Below are 14,516 nucleotides of genomic sequence, written 5' to 3'. Positions count from 1 at the left end.
ATTCTGTACGGAGATCGATTTATCAGGCCAACCTGGTAAAAGCACGGCCTGCCTCAGGGCAGGCCGTTACCGGCCCGCACACAAAAAAACTGACAGTCCCATGCACCCAGCTACCCAAAGCGACCGCAAACAATCCCATCCCCCCAGCGTTTCAGTTTTCCTCCCCCTCCGCCAACAACGCAATCCCACCAATAATCACCACCACCCCCACCCAGTGCAGCGGGCTGATATGTTCCCCCAACCCCAGCCACGAACCGAGCAACACCACTACAAACACCAGCGAACTCAGGGGAAACGCCAGCGACAAACTGCTGCGCCGCAGGATCAGCATCCACACAAAAAACGCCCCGATATAACAGGCGATGGCCGCCAGAATCCCAGGATTGCGCGCCACGTCGGCCAACCACTGCCAACTGAGGTCCATCTGCCCCAGTTGATCGCCGGCCACCTTGGTAAACAGCTGCCCGGCACTCTCGGTGCAGATCAGCAAGGCCCACAGCACCACCGTGCCCAGGCGCCCATGTAGCCACCCGCTATGCATCGTTTGCGTACTCATGCCTGACCTCCTGCAATCGCTACCAACATCACGCCAAACGTAATCACCAGCGTGCCCATCCAGCGCCGGCGGCTGACGGTTTCGCCCAGCACCAGCTTGCCCGCCAGCACCACGCCGCAATAAGCCAGCGCCGCCGCCGGAAACAACAAGCTCAACGGCGCTCGGGACAAGGCTTCGAGCCACACGAAAAACTCGATCACGTACGCGCCGATCCCGGCCCACAGCAGCGGCGCATTGAACACCTGGCCCCAGAAGGCATTCAGGCGAAAGCCGCCCTCCAGCTCCGGCAAACGGTCCAGGCCGAGCTTGAAACACAGTTGCCCGATCACATCGAGCACGATGGAAAACGCCACCAGCAACACCACAGTCAAGGTCACGGGAACAGCTCCTCAAACAGGTCGATCAGGGCTTCATTAGTCGCCGCGTTACGTTGCAAGTCTTCAGGGCTCCAACGCTCGGCCGGCGGTTGGTCGGACTTGGCCTCCCAGCGCTTGAAGGCGTTGCTGAAGGCCGGCGTGGCGAACTCGCCGCACACGTCGATGCCGATGATCCGCTTGCGCGCCGCCAAGGCCCGCAGGGCTTGCAGCAGATGGGTCAGGCGCATGCCGCCCTGGTCCCAGTTGGTGGCCGCGTCTTCGCTGGCCAGCACGTCTTTGTCGATGGTGATCCAGATCGCTTCGGTGGGCAGGCTGCTGATCATCTGTTCGAGGAACGCCGCCCAATCCAGCTCCGCCAGGTTGCGCCAGTGCAGGTGGTTTTCCTGCTGCTGGTGGCCGGCACCATCGCCCACCCTGCCCCAGACTTTCGACGGCGGATGCTGCCAGGGAAACAGCTGCAACTGCCCGCGCTTGAGGGCGCCGAGGTTGCCGCCGCGCAGTTGCGGGTTGTGCAGGTCGTCGCTGCACGGGCCGAGGGTGACGATGCGTTTGATCGCCGGCATTTTCAACGCGCGGTTGACCCACGAACCGCAGTGGCGTCTGGGCGCAAAGCGCACCCAGTCGGGGTGATTATCGAAGTGGATCAGGCTGATGGGTTCTTTCAGGTCCGCCAGAAACGCCGGCGTCAGGTGATGATAATCGCCGGAGCCGACAAACAGAATTTCCGGCCGTGCATCCACCGGCCGGGGCCGTTTGGCCAGGCGTTCGGCGAAACGCTTCCAGGTTTTTTCAGTGGACCACAGGCGCAGCTCGGGGCCCAGGTCCAGCAGGTCGATACGCGTGGCAAGGCCACTGGCCAAACGCCGGGCAATCGGTGCCTGGCCGGTGAGGCTGTGGTCGAGGTCGAGAATGTTCAAGGCAGTGTTCCCCTAAGGCTTTAGGGGGTCAATGCAAGGGGCGGGCCAGCGCTTATCTTGAAGAGAATGAGTAACCCATGTGGGAGGGGGCTTGTCCCCTCCCACATTTGCATCAGTGTTCAGCTTCAGCTTTTGGCGTCGTTGATGATCTGGCGGATCGCCCCCACAAAGGCTTCGGCCGGTTGGCCACCGCTGACAGCGTACTGGTCGTTGAACACGATGGTCGGCACCGAGGACACGCCACGGGAAATCCACAGCTGCTCCTGCTCGCGGACCTCGGCGGCGTATTCGTCAGAGGCAAGGATCTCGGCGGCGCGCTTGAGGTCCAGGCCGACGCTTTCGGCGATGATCGCCAGTGTCGCGTGGTCGGAGGGGTCTTGCCCATCGGTGAAGTAGGCCTTGAACAGCGCTTCCTTGAGGTTGTACTGCAAGCCTTCCAAGCCGGCCCAATGCAACAGGCGGTGGGCGTCGAAGGTGTTGTAGATACGGCTTTGGCCATCGGTGCGAAAGGCAAAGCCCAACGCGGCGCCCACGTCGCGAATACGCGCACGGTTGGCCTGGGATTCTTCGGCGCTGGAGCCGTATTTTTCAGTGATGTGTTCGACGATGTTTTGCCCTTCGGCCGGCATGTTCGGGTTCAGTTCGAACGGCTGGAAATGAATCTCGGCCTGCACCTCGGCGCCCAGCTGGTCCAGCGCTTCGGTCAAGCCACGCAGGCCGATGATGCACCAGGGGCAGGACACGTCGCTGACGAAATCGATTTTCAGGGGAGTACTCATGGCAGGAGACCTCGCTGGCAGTAATGAGCCACAAAGGCTGCACGATACACCAATGTCACAACAGCTTCGCGGGCGCGACCGGATCGATCTGCGCCCAATGCGCGGCATCTTCGCGATGGGCCTGCAGGTACGGCAACACCGCCGTGAGCAATGGCGCCTTGAACGCCTCCTGGAAACGGTGGGCCATGCCGGGAATCAGCTTCAGTTGGCTGCCCTGGATATGCGCCGCCAGGTGCACGCCGTGCATCACCGGCAACAACGGGTCGGCGGTGCCGTGTACCACCAAAGTCGGCACGCGCAATTGGTTGAGCAACGGCACGCGGCTCGGTTCAGCGAGTATCGCCATGATCTGGCGTTTCACCCCGTCCGGGTTGAAGGCGCGGTCGTAGGACAGCGCCGCCTGGTGCAGCAGCGCCTGGCGATCATCTTGCACATTGGGGCTGCCCAGTGCGGCGAGCAAATCGGCCTGTTGTTCCAGCGCCACCTCGCGATTCGGCGCGCTGCGGCGCGACAACAATTGCACCAGCGCCGCATTCGGCGCCGGCAGGCCCTCGGCGCCGGAACTGGTCATGATCAGCGTGAGGCTTTCCACCCGCTGCGGCGCCATGGCTGCCAGGTGCTGGGCGATCATCCCGCCCATGCTTGCGCCCAGCACGTGGAATTGGCGGATCTGCAACGCGTCCATCAGGCCCAGGGCATCGTCGGCCATGTCGGTCAGGGTGTACGGCGCCGACACCGGCAGGCCGAGCTTGTAGCGCAGCACTTCGAAGGTCAGGTTGGCGCTGGCCGGTGCCTGGCGCCAACTCGACAAGCCGACATCACGGTTGTCGTAGCGGATCACCCGAAAGCCCTGCTCACACAGGGCCACCACCACTTCGTCCGGCCAGTGGATCAGCTGCCCGCCCAGGCCCATCACCAGCAGCAAGGCCGGGTCGGACGCACGGCCGATGCTCTGGTAGGCGATACTTACCTGAGCCAGGTCGACGGTTTGGGTCGGGACATTGACGTCACATCGAGAAGCCGCAAAAGACGGCAGGCCGAACAATAGAGCGGCCAGTAAAAGCAACACGCGCATGAAAAACACCGAAACGCAGAACCCCAGTAGAGCGCGAGTCTGATGAAGTTTGTTCAAGCGCGCTGCCACAGTTCTGTGACAGTTTGATGAAGAGTGCCCAGTGGTCAGTGTCGACATGCCTGGCTACATGAGACAAACTCACGCTATCCACCTTCGTCACAAATTGTCTTCATGGAGAGCCCGTGCTCGAAATCCGTCACCTCAAGACCCTGCACGCCCTGCGCGAAGCCGACAGCCTGGTGGAAGCCGCCGAGCGTCTGCACCTGACGCAATCGGCGCTGTCGCACCAGTTCAAGGAGCTGGAAGAGCGCCTGGGCATGCAGCTGTTTGTACGCAAGACCAAGCCGCTGCGCTTCACCAGCGCCGGCCTGCGCCTGCTGCAACTGGCGGATGCGACCCTGCCGCTGCTGCGCGGCGCCGAGCGTGATATCGCGCGCTTGGCCGGCGGCACTGCCGGGCGTTTGCACATGGCGATCGAATGCCACAGCTGCTTCCAGTGGCTGATGCCAACCATCGACCAGTTCCGCGATGCCTGGCCGGAAGTCGAGCTCGACCTGGCCTCCGGCTTTGCCTTCGCGCCGCTGCCGGCCCTGGCCCGTGGCGACCTGGACCTGGTGGTCACGTCCGACCCGCTGGAGCTGCCGGGCATTACCTACGTGCCGCTGTTCACCTACGAAGCCATGCTGGCGGTGGCCAACCAGCATGCGCTGGCGAACAAGTCCTATATCGTGCCGGAAGACCTGCTGACGGAAACCCTGATCACCTACCCGGTGGAACGCGACCGCCTGGACATCTTCACCCGCTTCCTGGAACCCGCTGATGTCGAACCGGCGCAGGTGCGCACCTCGGAGCTGACGGTGATGATGATGCAACTGGTGGCCAGCGGCCGTGGCGTCTGCGGCATGCCGCATTGGGCGCTGCACGAATACAGCTCGCGCGGTTACGTGAAGGCCAAGCGCCTGGGCGAGAAAGGGCTGTTTGCGACGCTGTATGCGGGGATCCGCGCGGACATGCTGGATGCGCCGTATATGCGCGACTTTTTGCTGACGGCCAAGGACACCTCGTTTTCCACGCTGGATGGCGTCAGCGCGGTGCGTTAGTCCGGCAGTGGGCGCCACATGTGGATTTTGTCGAAATAGTCCTCACCCACCCGAACCGCCAGGGGCTCCAGGCCGTACTGGATAAACCCGCAGCGCTGGTACAACGCAAACGCTGCGGCGTTGCCGGCGGTGACGGTCAGCTGGATGACCTTGAGCCGCGAGTGCTGGCGCGCTTCATCGAGGGCCGCCTCGACCAACCGCCGGCCGAGGCCCTGTTGCTGAAAGGCCGCGCTCACGTACATGCCGAACAACGTGACCTTGTGTCGTGCCTTCTCACGGGGCTCGAAGGCCAGGCCTACGAGGCCGGCCAGTGTCTGCCCTTCGAAAGCGCCGAGCAGCCGGTCCAGCGGGTTGTCCAGGCGCTTTTCCCACCAGCTCAACGGCATCAAGGCGCGCTCCGCCACGCTGGAGGTGAATGCCTGGGGGTAGGCGCCGTAAGCCTCAAGCATCAACGCCCGATAAGCCTCGGCGTCGCCGGGCGCCAATACGCGGATCATCATGCCTGTCAGGCCGTTGCGGTCAGCGAAGCGCGGTAAAACGGCAGGATCAGGTCGCGGGTCAACGGCGCCAGGTGCAAACCGCCATCGCCGGCGGGGTCGATCCAGCGGACCTCTTCAATCTCGGCGGCGGGGCTGACCGCTACGTCGATCTGCACCTGGAACAGCTCGGCTTCCACGGTGAAGCCCGGTTCATTCACGGCCGGTGCCGAGAACTTCCCAAGATAAACCGCAGCGCTTGGGTCGATGCGCAGGTTGAGTTCTTCGTGCAGCTCACGCGCCAGGGCCTCGGCAGGTTGTTCGCCGGCGTCGATCTTGCCGCCGGGTTGCATGAACGCCTGGGTGCCGCGCTTGCGCACCAACAGGGTCTGGCCGTCAGTGCCGATCAGCAGGGCCGCGGCGATGCGAATGGTCGAGGTCATGCAAAGGTCATCCTTGGGGGCAAAGGGTGAAAGGATCACATGCCCGCCGCAACGCTGCAATAAAGTGTGGGGCGGTCAGGCTGAGAACTCTTTGATAAACACGCTGTAGCGCGCGCCTTCCATGGTCTCGAACGCAATCAACTTATCCACCAGCGGCAGGTTCAGCACTTTGCCGGCATTGAGCAACAGCATGCCGTTGTCGGCATTCAGGTTGCGCGCCAGCACCATGCCCTCCTCCAATTCACGGGTGCCAAGGACCTTGACGTTGGGATCACCCAGGGTCACGTCGTTGAGGTAAGTGGCGCACACCTGCACAAAATCCTCGACCATCACCGGGTCATACAGGCGCCCGGCATATTTGCGGATGTAGAGCAGCGCTTCGTCGCTGTTCATCTGCCGCTCCAGGATCAGGCCTTTTTGCAGCTCGATAAAATCCACCGCAAGTTTCAACAGCCGCGAACCGGCGGGAATCGCCTCGCCCTTGAGGTGGTCGGGAAAGCCGCTGCCGTCCCAGCGCTCCTGGTGATGGCGGATCAGCCGCGCCGCGTCTTTCATGGGTTCCAGGGTCATCAACAGCGACTCACTCTGGGTGGCATAGGCGCGGTAGCGTTCGCGGTCACTGCTGTGCAGCAGGTCCGAGGGCGAGGCCATCATGCTGTCGCTCCAGCTCAGCTTGCCGATGTTATAGAGCGCGGCGGCCATGGTCAGGTCGCGGTTGCTGGCGTCGTCCACGCCATGCGCCACGCACCAGGTGCGCACCAGTTCGATGATCTGCCGGTTGGTCTGCTTGGCACGCGGCAGGCGCAAGTTGGCGAGCAGCGAGAACACTTCGGTGCCGGTGGCGTAGCTGTGTTTGAGTTCTTCGTAGGCCAGGTCGAGCATGTCGGCGGTTTGCTGCAACTCGCTGGTGCGCGAGATCACGCGTTTTTCCAGGCTGGCGTTGAGCTGTTTGAGTTCGTCGTTCTGCTGCTGAATCAACTGTTCGAGGCGCTCGCGTTCGCGCTCCGAATGCTGGTGGGCCAAGGACTGGCGCAGGGCGAGCAGCAATTCTTCATCATTCCAGGGTTTGCTCAGGTAGCGATAAATCTCGCCTTCATTGATGGCTTTGACGATCAGGGTCAGGTCGGTTTCGCCGGTCAGCAGGATGCGCACGGTGTGCGGGTAGTGCTGGTGGATATGCGCCAGCAAGGAAGCGCCGTCCATGTCCGGCAGGCGCGCGGCGCTCATGACCAGGTCGACAGGCTCGCGGGCGAGGACGGCCAGGGCATCGGCAGCGCAAGTGGCGCTGCGCAGTTCGAAAGGCTCCAGGCGCAACAGCTGGGTCAGGCTGTTCAGTACGTCAGGGTGGGCGTCGATCAACAGCACCACCGCCCGCTCGGTATCGCTGAAAGTAACGGACTCTCCCATGGGACACCTCGGATCGTCGGTATGCGTTCCTTGGGTTATTGGGCAAGGCCTCCCTGGCGATTACAGAGGAGTTTAGTTGGTTTTAAACAAAGTGATGGCCTTTAGGTATCACCGCTTTACAGGGCACATGAAAAACCCGGCTTTCGCCGGGTTTAAATGGGAACGAACGCTACGTCATGCACAGTGCGCAACCTTCTCGACTTCCCGGTAAATCTGAGCCCCCTTGGCAATCTCTACTGTGCGCAGATCATAGGCGGTCTGCAGGTTCAGCCAGAACTGCGCAGATGTTTCCAACGCGGCTGCCAAGCGTAAGGCGACATCCGCACTAATACTGCGACGCATCAGCACGATGTCATTCACCGTGGGCGCAGAAACGTGCAGCGCCCTGGCGAGGGCGGCAGCGGTAAGACCCAAAGGCTCTAAATACTCCTCTTTGAGGATCTCTCCAGGATGTACGGGGCGCATGCCATTCTTAAACATGATTCACCTCAGTGGTAATCCACAATTTCAACATTTTCCGGACCGTTATGACCCCAAATAAAACAGACCCTGAACTGGTTGTTGATTCGGATACTGTGTTGCCCCTCTCTGTCGCCATATAAAGGTTCCAGCCTGTTTCCGGGTGGTGAACGCAAGTCTGCGAGCTCGACCGCTGCATTCAGGATGCTCAGCTTTCGTTCCACCACTGAAAGAATGGCGGACCAGCGTCGGGTTCGACCGGTTTCAAAAAGGCTTTTGGTTTCGGCGCATTTGAAGCTTCGGATCATCGCTTAATGCTTAACGTTATTCGTTAAATAGCAACTCTACATTGGTTTCCGAGATATTCAACTGGCCGAGGAACAGACAAAGCGGCGTGACGACGAGCGGTCAACGCTGGACCAAAAAAAAGCCGCTCCAGAATCCAGAGCGGCCTTCGAGGTGAACCGTGAAACCCTCACGCCTCGGCGTGTTTCGGGCTGGAGCCAAACGAAGCAAAACGCTTGTTGAACCCGGCGATGCGGCCTTCAGCCTGGGTCTTGCGCTGCTGGCCGGTGTAGATCGGGTGCGAGGCGCTGGACACGTCCAGTGGGATGTAAGGGTAGGTGTTGCCGTCACTGTGTTTATGGGTGCGATCGCTGTCGGCGGTGGAGCCGATCAGGAAGAACACGTCGGCAGCGGTGTCGTGGAACAGCACAGTGCGGTAGTCGGGATGGATACCAGCTTTCATAAAGCCTCCGGGGCGTCTGGGTGCATTTGATGTGTTATACAGTAACACAAAGCATGCACCCAAACGAGAACCGATTGCAATAAGCATAGACCTCAAGCTTCTATGCCGCTTCCTGGAAGTCCATTTCCGGCGGCTGTCGCGAGAAGCCACGGGTGAGGAAACCCAGGTAAACCAAGCCAATCGCCAGCCATACCAGGCCCAGGTAAATCGCCAAGTGATCGAGACTGACCATCAGCCACAAGTCCGCCAGCAAGCCGATGGCCGGGAACACCAGGAACAGCATCAATTCCCGCACGCCGCGCTGTTGGGCGCCGAGCCAGTAGTGAAAGATCACCGAGAGGTTCACCAGGCTGAACGCCAGGAACGCGCCGAAGTTGATGAACGACGTGGAGGTGGTCACGTCCAGCTTCAACGCCAGCAATGCCACCGCTGCGCACAGCAGGATGCTGTTGACCGGCGTGCCGAAGCGCGCATGCAACGTGCCGAAGAACGACTTGGGCAACACCCCGTCGCGGCCCATCGCAAACAGCAGGCGCGAACCACTGGCCTGGGCCGACAACCCCGAGGCGAACTGGCCGACGATCAGGCCGATCAGGAAGATCGACACGAACAAGTCGCCGCCGATATTGCGCGCGATTTCATACGCCGCCGAATCCACGTTGGCGAACTCGAACGAGGGGTGGGCGATCTGCACAAAGTACGACACACCGACGAAGATCAGCCCGCCGATCAAGGTGATCAACATGATCGCCCGTGGGATGGTGCGGCGTGGGTCGCGAGTTTCTTCGGTCAGGGTACTGACCGCGTCGAAGCCCAGGAACGAATAGCAGGCGATGGCCGCGCCGCTCATGATCAATGGCATTTGCATCTGGCCGTTGAAAAACGGGGCGACGGTCCACAGAGGCTTGCTCGCGTCGCCGCCGATGTAGTGGATGCACAGCGCGACAAACGCGATCAGCACCAGAAACTGCACCAGCATCAGCAAGGCGTTGATGCCGTTGGCCAGCTTGAGGCCGACGATATTGATGGCGCTGGTGATGCCGATAAACGCCAGCACCCAGACCCACTGCGGCACTGACGGAAACGCCGAATTGAGGTACGCCGCGCCGATCAGCCAGATGGCCATGGGCAGGAACAGGTAGTCGAGCAACACCACCCAGCCGGCGATGAAACCCAACTTGGGGCTGATGGCCTTGCGCACATAGCTGTAGGCCGAACCTGCCACCGGAAAGGCCGAGGCCATACGCCCGTAACTCATGGCAGTGAAGAACATCGCCACCAGGGCCGCCAGGTACGCGGCGGGCACCATGCCGGCGGTGGATTGCGCGAGGATGCCGAAGGTGCCGAGCACAATGATCGGCGTCATATAGGCGATGCCAAACAGCACCACCGACCCTAACGACAGGGTGCGTTGCAAACGAGCCATGAGCGATTCTCCGCTGATTATTAGATTTATGGCAGAACTGAAGTCGGTGAAGCAGACGCTGTTTTTATGGTTTTAATCTGTGGCGAGCGTTAAACGGTGGGGATCAGCAGTTCGCGGGTCCCATCGCTGCGCTCAATCACCTCACCCGGCAATTTCAGGCGCTGGTCGTCCAGGTAGCGGTAGTCCTTGCGCGCCGCTGCCAGCTGGTCAAGGTCCAGCTCGACAGTGAACTGCCCTTCCTCACGCCCGGCTTCGAACAGCAAGGTGCCAAACGGGTCGACCAGGGCGCTGCCGCCAGCAAACAGCAGGCCGCCATCGCCCTCTTCCACGCGGTTGACCATCAGCGCAAACGCCTGGTTTTCCTGGGCGCGGGCCATGATCGCGGTGCGGTGGGTAGGGCCATACGGGTCCATATTGCCGTTGGTCACGATCAGCAGTTCGGTACCCAACTGCGCCAGGGCGCGGGCGGTTTCCGGGAACTCGATGTCGTAGCAGATCAACAGCCCGACGCGCACGCCGTTCCACACGCACGTCGCGTAGCGATCACCGGGGGTAAACACACCGCGATCCGACGCCCACAGGTGCGTCTTGCGGTAACGCAGGGCGATGCCTTCGGGGGTGATCAGCAAGGTGGTGTTATAGAATTGGCCGCCATCGTGCTCAGCCATGCCGATCACCACCGCGATATTGCGTGTGCGGGCGGCCTGGATAACGGCTTGCACGGTGGGGCCGTCCAAGGGTTCTGCGATGTCGGCGACCGTCTCGGCCGACGGGAAGCCCATCAGGTGGGTTTCCGGGAATACGATCAGCTGCGTGTCGCTTGCGCTTGCAGCAATCGCCGCCAAAGCCCGCTCAAGGTTGTAAGCTGTGCCGTTATCGCGGCCTGCCAACTGGGCAAATTCGACCTTCATGGGAAGTCCTGTTGTTTTAACTGTGGCGCAGTATGCGCAGCCGCACCCGCCGGGGAAATCACGCCGCCGGGGTAACCCTATGGGGGTAGACGAATGACAGTCTCGCTGCAAGATATCGCCTGGCATCGTTCGGTGGGGCAAATGATCGACGCCCTCGACCAGCCTAACTTCTGGACCCAGTTGGTGCGTTTACTCGAACAATACGTGCCGTTCGACAGTTGGGTGGTAGTGCTGTTCAGCAGCGCGCACCGCCCACTGGTGTTCGCCGAATGCCCGGGCGCCGACGGCACGCCGGACCCGCTGTTCCAGGATTACCTCAACGGCCTGTACCTGCTCGACCCCTTCTACATCGCCAGCCGCGAGCACGCGCGCACCGGGCTGTTTCGCCTGGCCGAAGTGGCGCCGGAGCATTTCGAGCTGACCGAGTATTACCAACGCTACTTCCGCCTGAACGTGGTGGCAGATGAAATTCAATTTAATTGCCACCTGCCGGACGGGCGTACGCTGTGCCTGTCGCTGGGTTCGAAGCAGCCTTTTGACCCGCAGCAGATTGCCCTGCTGTCGCTGATCCAGCCCTGGGTATTGAGCCTGCTGCGCCAGCGCCTGCCGTTTGAACTCAACCAGGTCAGCGCGCCGCAGCCGCCGATCCAGAATGATGACTGGGGCGCGCAGCTCACCGCCCGCGAGCTGGACGTCGGCCGCTTGATGCTCAGCGGTTGCTCCAGCAAGGAAATCGCTCGTAAGCTGGAAATCTCTGTTGAAACCGTGAAAGTCCATAAGAAACACATGTACAGCAAGCTAGGGATCAAATCCCAGTCGGAGCTGTTCTCGATCTTTCTACAGGCGCAAACCGCCTAGCCGATGAGTCCGAACCCAAGGAAAACCGTATGAGCCTGTCGTTACTAAGCCGTTACGCGTTCTTTGCCGTGTGCGTCATTTTCACCCTCGCCAGCCTGCCTTTTATCCAACACGAATGGTTGTGGCCCATCACCCTGGTCACCGCTGTGCTAAGCCTTATCGGCGTGTTCGACCTGTTGCAAAGCCCTCATGCGGTGCGTCGCAACTACCCGATCCTGGGCAATATCCGTTACCTGGTGGAAGCCATCCGCCCGGAAATCCGCCAGTACCTGCTGGAGTCCGACAGCGACGCCCTGCCCTTCTCCCGGGCCCAACGCTCGCTGGTGTATTCGCGCGCCAAGAACGAAAGCGCCGACAAACCCTTCGGCACCCTGATCGACGTGTACCAGTCAGGTTTTGAATTTATCGGCCACTCGATGCGCCCGGCGCCGCTCAGCGACCCGAGTGCATTTCGCGTGATGGTCGGCGGCCCGCAGTGCACGCAGCCGTATTCGGCCTCGGTGTTCAATATCTCGGCAATGAGCTTCGGCTCGTTGAGCGCCAACGCGATCCGCGCGCTAAACCAGGGCGCCAAGCTCGGCAACTTTGCGCACGACACCGGCGAAGGCAGCATCAGCCCCTACCACCGTGAAAACGGCGGCGACCTGACCTGGGAACTCGGCAGCGGCTACTTCGGCTGCCGCACCAGTGACGGGCGTTTCGACCCCGAGCGCTTCGCCGCGCAGGCGCAGAACCCGCAAGTGCGCATGATCGAAATCAAGCTGAGCCAGGGCGCCAAGCCCGGCCATGGCGGGATCCTGCCCAAGCACAAAGTCACCAAGGAAATCGCCGAGACGCGCGGCATCATGATGGGCGAAGACTGCATCTCGCCGTCGCGCCACAGCGCCTTCTCCACGCCGATTGAAATGATGCAGTTCATCGCGCAACTGCGTGAACTGTCGGGCGGCAAGCCGGTGGGGTTCAAGTTCTGCCTGGGCCACCCGTGGGAATTCATGGGCATCGCCAAGGCCATGCTCGAAACCGGCATCCTCCCGGATTTTATCGTGGTGGACGGCAAGGAAGGCGGCACCGGGGCTGCGCCCGTGGAGTTCACCGACCATATCGGTGTGCCGCTGCGTGAAGGCCTGCTGTTTGTGCACAACACTCTGGTAGGCCTGAACCTGCGCGACAAGATCAAGCTGGGTGCCAGCGGCAAAATCGTCAGCGCGTTCGATATCGCCAGCGTACTGGCCATCGGCGCCGACTGGGCCAACTCGGCGCGCGGTTTCATGTTTGCCATCGGCTGCATTCAGTCCCAAAGCTGTCACACCAACAAGTGCCCGACCGGCGTCGCCACTCAGGACCCACTGCGCCAACGCGCATTGGTAGTGCCGGACAAGGCCCAGCGGGTGTTCAGTTTTCACCGCAATACCCTCAAAGCGTTGGCCGAAATGCTCGCGGCAGCCGGCCTGGATCATCCGTCGCAACTGTCGGCCAAACACCTGGTGCGGCGTATGTCGGCAACCGAGATCAAACTGTTCTCGCAACTGCATGTGTTCTTGAAACCGGGTGAATTGCTCACCGGTGAAGTGAATGGCGAGTTCTATTCGCGTATGTGGCAGATGGCGCGGGCGGACAGTTTCGAGCCGCATGAAGTGGCGGCCGCTTAAGCGTGCTACGCCCGACAGCCCTGTGCTGTCGGGCAATGAGACATTCAGTAATACCCAACCTTTGCAATTGCTTACAAATACCGCCAACCTGCGCCCGCCCGACGTGCGGCGTACGACAACGTGCGTCTGCGCCTGTCACTACTAAACCTTTTGTTCAAGAGCCCGCTGCCATGCTGAACGGACGCGACCCACGCATCGATTTTTTTCGGGGCCTGGCGTTGATCTTCATTTTCTGGGATCACGTCCCCCACAATCCCCTCGGCCAGATCACCCTGCGCAATTTCGGCTTCAGCGATGCGGCGGAGGTGTTTGTGTTCCTTGCCGGCTATGCCTCGGTGCTGGCCTACGGCAAGATCCTGCAACGCGATGGTTACTGGTTTGCCTCGCTGAAAATCCTGCGCCGCGCCTGGGTGTTGTACGTGGTGCATATCTTTTTGCTGGCGATGCTGATGGGCATCGTGTTCTTCGCCAACAGCCATGTGGAAACCCGCGACCTGGTTGAAGAGATGGGCCTGACGCACTTCATCACCCACCCGCAACAGGCGCTCACCGATGAGCTGTTGTTGCGTTTCAAACCCAACCTTATGGACCCGTTGCCGCTGTATATCGTGCTGCTCGCGGGTTTGCCGCTGGTATTGCCGTGGCTGTTGCGCAAGACCTGGCTGGTGGTGGCCGCGTCGGCCACGGTGTACCTGCTGGCGCCCTGGATGGGCTGGAACCTGCGGGCGATTGCCGACGGCGTGTGGTACTTCAACCCGGTGACCTGGCAATTCCTGTTTATCCTCGGGGGCGCGGCGGCAATCCATGCCGGGCGGGCGCGCCCGGTCGAAACCCGACCGTTGGTACGTCAGCCATTGTTCGTGACGGCGGCCCTGTACAGCGTGGCGGCGGGCGTGCTGACCCTGTCGTGGCGCTGGCCCGAAGTGCACGATGCGTTGATGCCGGCGCAGCTCAGTGACCTGCTGTACCCGATCAGCAAGACCGACCTGTCGCCGGTGCGCCTGCTGCACTTCCTGGCCCTGGCCTATGTCACCGCCAAACTGCTGCCCAGCAGTGGCTGGACGCAAAACTGGCTGGGCCGGCATACCTGTCGCATGGGCCGTTACTCGCTGGAAGTATTCTGCCTGGGCGTGCTGCTGGCGCCGTTGGCGGACATGGTCAATGCCTTGGCGAATGATGCCGTGGCCATGCAACTGCTGACGGCAATCCTTGGCGCGGCGTTGATGGCCGGGTTGGCGGTGTGGCTGGAATTCAATAAACGGCTGGACGCCACACAGGCCTTGCGACTCAGCCAGCCCGGCTTAAATAGTTAGCCCCGACGCGCCACGGCGTGGT

17 protein-coding genes are annotated in these 14,516 nt (G+C 61.4%); 4 read left to right on the top strand and 13 right to left on the bottom strand.

Annotated features, from left to right (window positions below; translation table 11 throughout):
* Positions 1–151: 151 nt before the first annotated feature.
* The 5 genes from WBR57_RS04135 to WBR57_RS04115 all read right to left on the bottom strand — a co-directional run bounded on the left by WBR57_RS04135 (position 152) and on the right by WBR57_RS04115 (position 3,704).
* Positions 152–556: an EamA family transporter gene (locus WBR57_RS04135; RefSeq protein WP_424082382.1), complete on the bottom strand. Its 405-nt coding sequence runs from the start codon at positions 554–556 to the stop codon at positions 152–154.
* The gene (locus WBR57_RS04130) at positions 553–933 is read right to left on the bottom strand and encodes a transporter (RefSeq protein WP_424082380.1); all 381 of its coding nucleotides are present in this window, start codon (positions 931–933) and stop codon (positions 553–555) included. The genes WBR57_RS04135 and WBR57_RS04130 overlap by 4 nt, the downstream gene beginning before the upstream one ends.
* Positions 930–1,850 carry an arginase family protein gene (locus WBR57_RS04125; protein ID WP_424082378.1) on the bottom strand — a complete coding sequence of 307 codons (921 nt, stop codon included), beginning with the start codon at positions 1,848–1,850 and terminating at the stop codon, positions 930–932. The genes WBR57_RS04130 and WBR57_RS04125 overlap by 4 nt, the downstream gene beginning before the upstream one ends.
* A gap of 125 nt (positions 1,851–1,975) precedes the next feature.
* Entirely contained in the window at positions 1,976–2,629 is a 654-nt protein-coding gene (locus WBR57_RS04120; RefSeq protein ID WP_424082376.1) for a DsbA family oxidoreductase, read from the bottom strand.
* 55 nt (positions 2,630–2,684) lie between these two features.
* The gene (locus WBR57_RS04115) at positions 2,685–3,704 is read right to left on the bottom strand and encodes an alpha/beta fold hydrolase (protein ID WP_424082374.1); all 1,020 of its coding nucleotides are present in this window, start codon (positions 3,702–3,704) and stop codon (positions 2,685–2,687) included.
* A 182-nt stretch (positions 3,705–3,886) separates the two neighbouring features.
* Here WBR57_RS04115 and metR point away from each other — a divergent pair, with 182 nt between their 5' ends.
* Positions 3,887–4,804, top strand: coding sequence for a transcriptional regulator MetR (gene metR, locus WBR57_RS04110; protein WP_057012200.1), 918 nt, complete (start codon positions 3,887–3,889; stop codon positions 4,802–4,804).
* On the opposite strand, the gene WBR57_RS04105 is transcribed toward metR, so the two are convergent.
* The 8 genes from WBR57_RS04105 to WBR57_RS04070 form a co-directional block, all read right to left on the bottom strand.
* Positions 4,801–5,304: an N-acetyltransferase family protein gene (locus tag WBR57_RS04105; RefSeq protein WP_424082371.1), complete on the bottom strand. Its 504-nt coding sequence runs from the start codon at positions 5,302–5,304 to the stop codon at positions 4,801–4,803. The two genes, metR and WBR57_RS04105, sit on opposite strands and share 4 nt — an antisense overlap.
* A gap of 5 nt (positions 5,305–5,309) precedes the next feature.
* Entirely contained in the window at positions 5,310–5,723 is a 414-nt protein-coding gene (locus WBR57_RS04100) for an NUDIX hydrolase (protein ID WP_424082369.1), read from the bottom strand.
* Between the two features lie 75 nt (positions 5,724–5,798).
* Positions 5,799–7,130, bottom strand: a complete 1,332-nt coding sequence (locus WBR57_RS04095; RefSeq protein WP_424082367.1) for an HD domain-containing phosphohydrolase — start codon at positions 7,128–7,130, stop codon at positions 5,799–5,801.
* Positions 7,131–7,304: 174 nt separating this feature from the next.
* Positions 7,305–7,610, bottom strand: coding sequence for a HigA family addiction module antitoxin (locus tag WBR57_RS04090; protein WP_424082365.1), 306 nt, complete (start codon positions 7,608–7,610; stop codon positions 7,305–7,307).
* 8 nt (positions 7,611–7,618) lie between these two features.
* Positions 7,619–7,897 (bottom strand): type II toxin-antitoxin system RelE/ParE family toxin, encoded by a 279-nt coding sequence (locus WBR57_RS04085; RefSeq protein WP_424082363.1) that lies wholly within the window; start codon positions 7,895–7,897, stop codon positions 7,619–7,621.
* A 167-nt stretch (positions 7,898–8,064) separates the two neighbouring features.
* Positions 8,065–8,337: a type B 50S ribosomal protein L31 gene (locus tag WBR57_RS04080; RefSeq protein WP_424082361.1), complete on the bottom strand. Its 273-nt coding sequence runs from the start codon at positions 8,335–8,337 to the stop codon at positions 8,065–8,067.
* A gap of 100 nt (positions 8,338–8,437) precedes the next feature.
* On the bottom strand, positions 8,438–9,763 hold the full coding sequence (locus tag WBR57_RS04075; RefSeq protein WP_424082359.1) for an APC family permease: 1,326 nt from the start codon (positions 9,761–9,763) through the stop codon (positions 8,438–8,440).
* Positions 9,764–9,852: 89 nt separating this feature from the next.
* The gene (locus WBR57_RS04070; protein WP_424082357.1) at positions 9,853–10,674 is read right to left on the bottom strand and encodes a carbon-nitrogen hydrolase family protein; all 822 of its coding nucleotides are present in this window, start codon (positions 10,672–10,674) and stop codon (positions 9,853–9,855) included.
* Between the two features lie 93 nt (positions 10,675–10,767).
* Here WBR57_RS04070 and WBR57_RS04065 point away from each other — a divergent pair, with 93 nt between their 5' ends.
* The 3 genes from WBR57_RS04065 to WBR57_RS04055 all read left to right on the top strand — a co-directional run bounded on the left by WBR57_RS04065 (position 10,768) and on the right by WBR57_RS04055 (position 14,494).
* On the top strand, positions 10,768–11,532 hold the full coding sequence (locus tag WBR57_RS04065) for a response regulator transcription factor (RefSeq protein ID WP_424082355.1): 765 nt from the start codon (positions 10,768–10,770) through the stop codon (positions 11,530–11,532).
* 29 nt (positions 11,533–11,561) lie between these two features.
* The gene (locus WBR57_RS04060; RefSeq protein ID WP_424082353.1) at positions 11,562–13,181 is read left to right on the top strand and encodes an FMN-binding glutamate synthase family protein; all 1,620 of its coding nucleotides are present in this window, start codon (positions 11,562–11,564) and stop codon (positions 13,179–13,181) included.
* A gap of 170 nt (positions 13,182–13,351) precedes the next feature.
* Complete coding sequence (locus tag WBR57_RS04055) at positions 13,352–14,494, top strand: OpgC family protein (RefSeq protein ID WP_424082351.1); 1,143 nt, start codon at positions 13,352–13,354, stop codon at positions 14,492–14,494.
* Positions 14,495–14,516: the final 22 nt, after the last annotated feature.

Origin of the sequence: Pseudomonas sp. (assembly GCF_049590575.1) — a bacterium.
Lineage (GTDB): Bacteria > Pseudomonadota > Gammaproteobacteria > Pseudomonadales > Pseudomonadaceae > Aquipseudomonas.
The sequence above is the reverse complement of the archived record's forward strand: the minus strand, read 5'-3'. Positions and strand labels throughout refer to the sequence as shown.